1 protein-coding gene is annotated in these 336 nt (G+C 61.6%); it reads left to right on the top strand.

Going from position 1 to position 336, the window contains the following annotated elements; translation table 11 throughout:
• Positions 1-336 (top strand): HYR domain-containing protein (locus FGE21_RS19605; RefSeq protein WP_139665085.1); only part of this gene is annotated, 336 nt, incomplete at both ends.

Here is a 336-nt window from a genome sequence, read left to right as displayed (position 1 = left end):
AGGACTCGGCGGGCAATGATGCCACGCAAGTCAGCTTTACCGTCACGGTCACCGATGATGAGGCCCCAGCCCTGACCGCCCCGAGTGCGCAGACCTCCGGCACCGACAGCGGTGCGGCGACCGCCTCCATTGATGTGACCAGCCTTGGCTCTGGTTCTGACAATGTGGATAGCAGTGTCACGATCACCTACAAGGTCGGCGACACCACGCTGACCGGCGCCTATGATTTCCCTGTGGGCGAGACAACCGTCACCATGGATGCGCAGGACGCATCGGGCAATGATGCCACGCAAGCCAGCTTTACCGTCACCGTAAACGATGCGGATACGCCGGTGT

The sequence above is a fragment of the Phaeobacter sp. B1627 genome (assembly GCF_006265095.1).
In the GTDB taxonomy this organism is placed as follows: domain Bacteria; phylum Pseudomonadota; class Alphaproteobacteria; order Rhodobacterales; family Rhodobacteraceae; genus Epibacterium.
The sequence above is the reverse complement of the archived record's forward strand: the minus strand, read 5'-3'. Positions and strand labels throughout refer to the sequence as shown.